A 7,471-nucleotide genomic window follows, 5' to 3' on the forward strand; every position below is an offset into this window, starting at 1 on the left:
TCCCCGGGGACGGTGGCCGCCTCTCTCGTGCGCGTACGGCTCCGGGCTCAGCCCAGCAGGCCGCCGATCGGGTTCTTCGGGGCGTCGCCGCCGCCCGTGGTCGCCTCCTCCGTGGGCGTCTCCTGACTGGGCGTGCCGGTCGAGGAACCACCGGAGGAGGAGGAACCGCCGGAGGTGCCGCTCGGGCTGTCGCTGGTGGCCGGCGGCGGCGCCGGCTTCGACTCGGTCGGCGTCCGGCTGCTCGTGCCGCCGGTGCCGTCCGTGGCGGTCGGCCGCCGCTCCTGCGTCGGGGAGGACGAGCCGGAGCCGGTCTCCGTCGGCCGGGTCGCCTCCTGGGTAGCCTCCCGCTCCTCGCGGGCCTCGGTGCTCGTCGACGTGGACGGCTCGGGGCGCTCGCCGCGCGGCGACTGCGAGGGGGTGCGGCTCTTCTCGGGCTCGGTGGGAAGCGGCTGGCCCGGCAGGTGGTTGATCGGGTCGTCGTTCGGGCCCGGCACGGTCACCATCTCGGTGGAGCGGACGGCACCGCCGAGGACCGAGCCGACCAGCAGGGTGAGACCGACGGCGACGGAGGCGAAGAGGGTCGAACGGCGCACCACCCGGCGGCGCAGCTGCCACAGTTCGGCGCGCGGCCCGAGGGTCCGCCAGGCCTCGCCGGCGATGCGGGCGTCGAGGGAGTAGACGGGGGCGCCGGCGATGATCAGCGGCGACCAGGCGGCCAGGTAGATGATGTCGGGCGCGTCGTAGACGGGGACGGTCCGCCAGCTGACGGTGAGGATGAGCGCGGCCGACAGCAGGGCGCCGACGACGGCGGCGACCCGCTGCCAGAGGCCGAGGACGGTGAGGACGCCGACGACGACCTGGAGGAAGGCGACGGTGAGTCCGGCGCCGACCGGGTGCTGGAGCGCGAAGTCCCGCAGCGGCTCGGCGAGCGGCCAGGGGTGCAGCTGGGTGAGCCACTTGACCATGGAGCCGCGCTCGCCGCCGTCGAAGTAGACGGGGTCGCAGAGCTTGCCCATGCCGGCGTAGATCGAGATGAAGCCGAGGAAGACGCGGAGCGGGAGGAGCACCACGCCGAGGTTCATCCGGCGGCCCGGGTAGTAGGCGTGGCGGACCGGGTCGGTGCCCTGCCGGTGCGGTGCCCGGGGCTCCTCGTACGCCTCCGGCTCAAGCCGCGGCTCGTACACGTCGTCGTAGGCGCCCTCGGCGCGCCGCATGGGCGGCAGCAGGGGGACGGCGGCCTCGGCGGGCACGACGGGGGTGGGCATCGTGTCGTCGATGCGCGGGATGGTCTGGGTGGTCGGCTCCAGCGTGGAGACCGCGGCGCCGGGGGCCGCCTCGGCCTCGCGCACGGCCTGGAGGAGCCCGGTGGCGCCCGGCGCCGCCTTCCCGGTCCATACGACGGGTCGGCGACGCGGGGCTCCCGCGCCGCCGGCGCCGGAGAGGCCGGCCACGCGCGGGTTCGCGGCGAACTTCGGCTGCTGGGCCGGCGCGAGCCGCACCCGGAAGCTGGCGTGGTTCACGATCACCTGGGCGGGATCGGAATCCACCTTGACCATGCTCAACGCCGGCTGATCGTCGAACCCCGGCCGGGGCGTTCTGGTGTCCACACTCATCTAACCGAGTGACGCGGGGTTAGGACACTGCCTTGACGGGCTCTGAATGTCCGAGGCCCGTCAAGATCACGGCCGGGGCGCTTAACCCGTACGGGTCAGGCCATGCGGCGGCGGGCCGCCTCGTACAGCACGACACCGGCGGCGACACCGGCGTTGAGGGACTCGGCACCGCCGGGCATCGGGATCCGGACGAGGAAGTCGCAGTTCTCCCCGACCAGCCGGGAGAGGCCCTTGCCCTCGGAGCCGACCACGATGACGACGGGGCCTTCGAGGGCCTCCAGCTCGTGGACCTCGGTGTCGCCGTCGGCGGAGAGACCGACGACCGTGAGACCGGCCTTCTGGTACTCCTGGAGACAGCGGGTGAGGTTGGTGGCGCGGGCGACCGGGGTACGGGCGGCGGTGCCGGCCGAGGTCTTCCAGGCACCGGCGGTCATGCCGGCGGCACGCCGCTCGGGGACGACCACGCCGTGGCCGCCGAAGGCGGAGACGGAGCGGACGACGGCGCCGAGGTTGCGCGGGTCGGTGACGCCGTCGAGGGCGACGATCAGCGGGTCCTCGTTCTCGTCGTAGGCGGCCGCGGCGAGGTCCTCGGGGTGCGCGTACTCGTACGGCGGGACCTGGAGGACGAGGCCCTGGTGGTTGAGGCCGTTGGTCATCCGGTCCAGCTCGGGGCGCGGCGCCTCCATGATGTTGATGTTGCCGCGGCCGGTGGCGAGGTTGAGGGCCTCGCGCACGCGCTCGTCGTTGTCGATGAACTGCTGGACGTACAGGGTGGTGGCGGGCACGCCGTCGCGGAGCGCCTCGAAGACCGGGTTGCGGCCGACGACCATCTCGGACTGGCCCTTGCCGCCGCGGCGGGCGACGGGCTTGCGCTTGGCCGCGTTCCGGGCCATCGCGTTGGAGACGCGGAACGCCTTGTGGCCCTTGCGGTCCTCCGCCTTGGGCGTCGGCCCCTTGCCCTCGAGGCCGCGGCGTCGCTTGCCACCGCTGCCGATCGTCGCGCCCTTCTTGTTGGACGTGCGACGTCCCCTGCGCTGGCTGTTCCCGGCCATGACTGCTACCTGTTCCTCTGGCGTACGTGCGGAAGTCTGTAAGTGAAGTGTGCCGCCCGGGGCTCCGGGCGGCACATCATCGGGGTGTTCTATCGGTTGGCGATGGTCCAGCGGGGACCGTCGGGGCTGTCCTCGATCACCAGGCCGGACTGGGTGAGCTGGTCGCGGATCGCGTCCGCCGTACCCCAGTCCTTGCGCTCGCGGGCGGCCTCGCGCTGCTGGAGCACGAGCCGGACCAGGGTGTCGACGACGCCGTGGAGCTCCTCGCCGCCGCCGGACTCGTCGGCCCACTGGGGGTCGAGCGGGTCCAGGCCGAGGACGCCGAGCATGGCGCGGACCTCGGCGAGGCGGGCGATGGCCTCGTCCTTGTCGTCGGCACCGAGGGCGCTGTTGCCCTGGCGGACGGTGGTGTGGATGATCGCCAGCGCGTGCGGGACGCCCAGGTCGTCGTCCATGGCCTCGGCGAAGGCCGGCGGCACCTCGGCGGCGGGCGGGACGGTCCGGCCGGCCTTCTCGGTGGCGCGCTGGACGAAGCCCTCGATGCGGCCGAAGGCGGCCTCGGCCTCGCGCAGGGACTCCTCGCTGTACTCGATCATCGAGCGGTAGTGCGGGGTGCCCAGGTAGTAGCGGAGGACGATGGGGCGCCAGTTCTTCACCATCTCGCTCACGAGGACCGAGTTGCCGAGCGACTTCGACATCTTCTCGCCGCTCATGGTGACCCAGGCGTTGTGCACCCAGTAGCGGGCGAACTCGTCGCCGAAGGCCTTGGCCTGGGCGATCTCGTTCTCGTGGTGCGGGAAGATCAGGTCGAGGCCGCCGCCGTGGATGTCGAAGACGGAGCCGAGGTACTTGTGGGCCATGGCCGAGCACTCCAGGTGCCAGCCGGGACGGCCGCGGCCCCACGGGGTCTCCCAGTCGGGCTCGCCGGGCTTGGTCGCCTTCCACATGGCGAAGTCGCGGGGGTCGCGCTTGCCGGAGACGCCCTCGTCGGGCTGGCGGAGGTCGTCCAGGTCCTGGTTGGAGAGCTCCAGGTAGCCGGGGAAGGAGCGCACGTCGAAGTAGACGCTGCCGTCGGCCTCGTAGGCGTGACCGCGCTCGATGAGACCGCGCATCATCTCGACCATCTCGGGCACGTGGCCGGTGGCGCGGGGCTCGTACGTGGGCGGCAGGCAGCCCAGGGCGTCGTAGCCGGCGTTGAACGCGCGCTCGTTCTCGTAGCCGATCGACCACCAGGGGCGGTTCTGGTCCCGGCCCTTGGCGATGATCTTGTCGTCGATGTCGGTGACGTTGCGGACGAAGGTGACGTCGTAGCCGCGGTAGGCGAACCAGCGGCGCATGATGTCGAAGTTCAGCCCCGACCGGATGTGCCCGATGTGCGGGGCCGCCTGCACGGTGGCGCCACAGAGGTAGATCGAGACGCAGCCCGGCATGAGCGGGGTGAAGTCACGGATCTGCCGGGCGCTGGTGTCGTACAGGCGAATAGTCACGGGTCCAGGGTAGTGGGCGTGCGGTGGTGCCCCGCGACCGATTCCCGGTCGCGGGGCACGTTTTTCCCATGTCCCTACCGCGTCACGGGATACACCAGGGCCGTCGCCAGGGCGGCCAGGCCCTCGGCGCGGCCGGTGAGGCCGAGGCCGTCGGTGGTGGTGCCGGAGACGGAGACGGGGGCGCCGGCCGCCTCGCTCAGCGCCTTCTGCGCCTCGTCCCGGCGCTTGCCGATCTTGGGGCGGACGCCGACGACCTGGACGGCGATGTTGCCGATCTCGTACCCCTCGGCGCGGACGATCCGGGCGGCCTCGGCGAGCAGGGTGGTGCCGGAGGCGCCGGCCCACTCGGGGCGGGAGGTGCCGAAGTGGGCGCCGAGGTCGCCGATGCCGGCCGCGGAGAAGAGGGCGTCGCAGGCGGCGTGGGCGGCGACGTCGCCGTCGGAGTGGCCGGCGAGGCCGTACTGCTCGTCCTCCCAGAGGAGGCCGGCGCACCAGAGCTCGCGGCCCTCCTCGAAGGCGTGGACGTCGGTGCCGATGCCGGTGCGGGGGACGAGGGGCGGGTCAGAAGCCATCGTTGGCCCTCCTGCGGGCGAGTACGGCCTCGGCGAGGACGAGGTCGAGGGGACGGGTCACCTTGAAGGCCTCCTCGTGGCCGGGGACGACGACGACGGGGGCGCCGAGCTTCTCGACCATCCCGGCGTCGTCGGTGGCGCCCTCGCCGGCGAGGGCGACGGTGGCGTGGGCGTCGACGAGGGTGGCGCGGTCGAAGCCCTGGGGGGTCTGGACGGCGCGGAGACGGGCGCGGACCGGGGTGGCGACGACCTGCTCGGGGGCGCCGGGCTCCGCGGCCGGCTCGACCTCCTTGACGGTGTCGGCGACGGGCAGCGCGGGGACGACGGCGACGGCACCGTCGCGGACGGCCTCGATGACGGCGTCGACGGTGTCGACGGGGACGAGGGGGCGGGCGGCGTCGTGGACGAGGACGGTGGTGACGTCCTCGGGGACCGCCTTGAGGCCGAGGTGGACGGACTCCTGGCGGGTGTCGCCGCCGGCGACGACGAGGTAGTCGGTCCGCTCGGGGAGGGCGTGGTCGTCGAGGAGGCGCTTGACCTCGGTGACGCCGTCGGCGGGGGCGACCACGACGACGAGCCGGACCGCGCGGGAGGCGGCCATCGCGCGGACGGCGTGGACGAGCATGGGGGTGCCGTTCAGCGCGCGCAGCGCTTTGGGGGCGCCCGGGCCGAGGCGTACGCCCCGCCCAGCGGCCGGGATCACCACGGCGGTACGAGGAGGACGCGCTTCGTCAGACATCGGTTGCACTCCGGCAGGTTTGTTTCCGCGGGCGACGTGGGTATGGCGTCAGCAGGCTGTGAGACGACGCCTCGACCGGGCCCTTTCCGTGACGACGGTCGAGGCGTCGCCGTGCTGGAGCCGTGGAGCTCGGGGAGGGAAAGAGAGACGAACATGCCGCAGTGCCCGGCGACGGCACTGTGGAATCGTGGGATTCACAGCGCGTCAGCGGGCACCGCGGCATTGCTGCTGGGTATCGCTTCCCGGCATGGCGTGAGCCATGGATCAGGACGCGAGCACCTCGTCGAGGAGGGCCTCGGCCTTGTCCTCGTTGGTGTTCTCGGCGAGCGCGAGCTCGCTCACCAGGATCTGCCGAGCCTTCGCGAGCATGCGCTTCTCACCTGCGGAGAGACCGCGCTCGCGCTCCCGGCGCCAGAGGTCGCGGACTACTTCGGCGACCTTGATGACATCGCCGGAGGCGAGCTTCTCGAGGTTCGCCTTGTAGCGGCGGGACCAGTTCGTCGGCTCCTCGGCGTACGGCGCGCGCAGCACCTCGAAGACCCGGTCCAGCCCGTCCTGCCCGACAACGTCGCGCACGCCTACGAACTCCGCGTTGTCCGCCGGCACGCGAACCGTCAGGTCGCCCTGCGCGACCTTGAGCACCAAGTAGGTCTTGTCCACACCCTTGATCTGGCGAGTTTCAATGGCCTCGATCAGCGCGGCCCCGTGATGGGGATAGACCACGGTGTCGCCAACCTTGAACGTCATGTGACAGGTACCCCTTCCGTGGCTATCCAGGGTAACACGGAAACGGCTTCTTCTGAATGGCGTTTCCGCAGGTCAGGGCATATCTCGGGGCTTGACAAGTGCGTCGCCCGCGTGCTGCGGAGGGCTTCCGGAAGGCGGTATTCGCAGGTCGGAGCGGCTGCATCGACGGAGAGAAACGCGCACGTCACGCACATCCGGGACCTACCAAGGAGGGCTGTATGTCCCGATTCGTCCGGCCCGGAGTGGGGTGCTTCACGTACTCCGTTCGAGGATCGACCACCCGTACGGATGGATCACGCCGAGAATCCGGAATTGATCAGCGGGCGACCCGGTCGTGCTTTTCCGTAAGGGAAGGCATGCGGAATGCGACGCCACCGCCGGAATTGATCACGTCGGTTATGTGAACGCCCGGCCAATGGGATGTGTTCCGGCCACGCGCGGACCGCGCGCGGGCGTCTCCCACACCGCCGGGCGCGGGGGCGCCGGACGCTAAGGGGCGGGTCGGGTGCGGGACGGAGAGTCAGGCTCGGTAACCTAAGCGCGCTGACGCACCTTTAGCTGGTCCTTAGCCCTTTCCGTCCGTACGTCCTAGGAGTTGCCGCCGCCGTGAGCCGCAGCCTTCGACGCGGCGCTCTCGCCGCCACCGCCATCGTGTTCTCGATCGCCGCGCTCTCCGCATGCGGGGCGGGCAACGACGCCCAGACGCTCGGCGTCCGGCCGGACAACGCCGCCGTCACGGTGGACGACGTCAAGATCCAGAACGCGCTCGTCATCACCCAGCCCACGCCCGGGGCCAAGGGCCCGGCCGTCGTCTCGGCCACCCTCTTCAACAACGGCCGCGACGCGCAGACGCTGGAGTCGATCAGCCTGCCCGGCAGCAACGCGGCGGTCGCCCTGAAGCCCGCGAAGGGCTCCGGCCCGGTCGTGGTCCCCGCCGGCGGCTCCGTCGTCATCGGCGGCGAGGGCAACGCCACCGCCACCATCGAGAACGGCCACGAGGCCGCGAAGAACGGCGACGCGCAGAAGGTCGTCTTCAAGCTCAGCGAGACCGGCGACGTCGCCCTGGACGCCTTCGTCGTCCCCTCGACGAGCTACTTCAAGGACTTCGGCCCGTCCGAGATCCCGCTCCCGCCGTCCGCCAGCCCCACCGCCACGGCCGAGGCCGAGGCCGGCGAGCACGGCACCGAGGGCAGCGACGCCGGCCAGTCCTCCGGCCACTGAGCCCCACCCCGCCGTAGTACGCCGAGAGGGCGCCCCCGAC

Annotated in this window: 7 protein-coding genes; 1 reads left to right on the forward strand and 6 read right to left on the reverse strand. The window is 72.0% G+C overall.

Features of this window, described 5'->3' with window-relative positions; all coding sequences use genetic code 11:
• Nucleotides 1-47: 47 nt before the first annotated feature.
• From ACFQ8C_RS35740 to ACFQ8C_RS35765, 6 genes are all read right to left on the reverse strand, one after another.
• The gene (locus tag ACFQ8C_RS35740) at nucleotides 48-1,613 is read right to left on the reverse strand and encodes a DoxX family membrane protein (protein WP_383465956.1); all 1,566 of its coding nucleotides are present in this window, start codon (nucleotides 1,611-1,613) and stop codon (nucleotides 48-50) included.
• 95 nt (nucleotides 1,614-1,708) lie between these two features.
• The gene (gene rlmB / locus ACFQ8C_RS35745) at nucleotides 1,709-2,665 is read right to left on the reverse strand and encodes a 23S rRNA (guanosine(2251)-2'-O)-methyltransferase RlmB (RefSeq protein WP_383465958.1); all 957 of its coding nucleotides are present in this window, start codon (nucleotides 2,663-2,665) and stop codon (nucleotides 1,709-1,711) included.
• An 89-nt stretch (nucleotides 2,666-2,754) separates the two neighbouring features.
• A complete protein-coding gene (gene cysS / locus ACFQ8C_RS35750; protein ID WP_383465960.1) occupies nucleotides 2,755-4,152 on the reverse strand; it encodes a cysteine--tRNA ligase in 1,398 nt (465 codons plus the stop codon).
• Nucleotides 4,153-4,226: 74 nt separating this feature from the next.
• Nucleotides 4,227-4,724 (reverse strand): 2-C-methyl-D-erythritol 2,4-cyclodiphosphate synthase, encoded by a 498-nt coding sequence (gene ispF / locus ACFQ8C_RS35755; protein ID WP_383465962.1) that lies wholly within the window; start codon nucleotides 4,722-4,724, stop codon nucleotides 4,227-4,229.
• Nucleotides 4,714-5,463, reverse strand: coding sequence for a 2-C-methyl-D-erythritol 4-phosphate cytidylyltransferase (gene ispD / locus ACFQ8C_RS35760; protein WP_383465964.1), 750 nt, complete (start codon nucleotides 5,461-5,463; stop codon nucleotides 4,714-4,716). The genes ispF and ispD overlap by 11 nt, the downstream gene beginning before the upstream one ends.
• A gap of 264 nt (nucleotides 5,464-5,727) precedes the next feature.
• Nucleotides 5,728-6,210, reverse strand: coding sequence for a CarD family transcriptional regulator (locus ACFQ8C_RS35765; RefSeq protein WP_003953493.1), 483 nt, complete (start codon nucleotides 6,208-6,210; stop codon nucleotides 5,728-5,730).
• 606 nt (nucleotides 6,211-6,816) lie between these two features.
• On the opposite strand from ACFQ8C_RS35765, the gene ACFQ8C_RS35770 reads away from it, so the two are divergent.
• Complete coding sequence (locus tag ACFQ8C_RS35770; protein ID WP_383465965.1) at nucleotides 6,817-7,431, forward strand: DUF461 domain-containing protein; 615 nt, start codon at nucleotides 6,817-6,819, stop codon at nucleotides 7,429-7,431.
• Nucleotides 7,432-7,471: the final 40 nt, after the last annotated feature.

This window comes from Streptomyces sp. NPDC056503, from assembly GCF_042794995.1.
In the GTDB taxonomy this organism is placed as follows: domain Bacteria; phylum Actinomycetota; class Actinomycetes; order Streptomycetales; family Streptomycetaceae; genus Streptomyces.

Coding starts and splice junctions, on each gene's coding strand:
- ACFQ8C_RS35740 (WP_383465956.1), bottom strand. CDS start 1,613: ATGAGTGTGGACACCAGAACGCCCCGGCCGGGGTTCGACGATCAGCCG.
- rlmB (WP_383465958.1), bottom strand. CDS start 2,665: ATGGCCGGGAACAGCCAGCGCAGGGGACGTCGCACGTCCAACAAGAAG.
- ispF (WP_383465962.1), bottom strand. CDS start 4,724: ATGGCTTCTGACCCGCCCCTCGTCCCCCGCACCGGCATCGGCACCGAC.
- ispD (WP_383465964.1), bottom strand. CDS start 5,463: ATGTCTGACGAAGCGCGTCCTCCTCGTACCGCCGTGGTGATCCCGGCC.
- ACFQ8C_RS35765 (WP_003953493.1), bottom strand. CDS start 6,210: ATGACGTTCAAGGTTGGCGACACCGTGGTCTATCCCCATCACGGGGCC.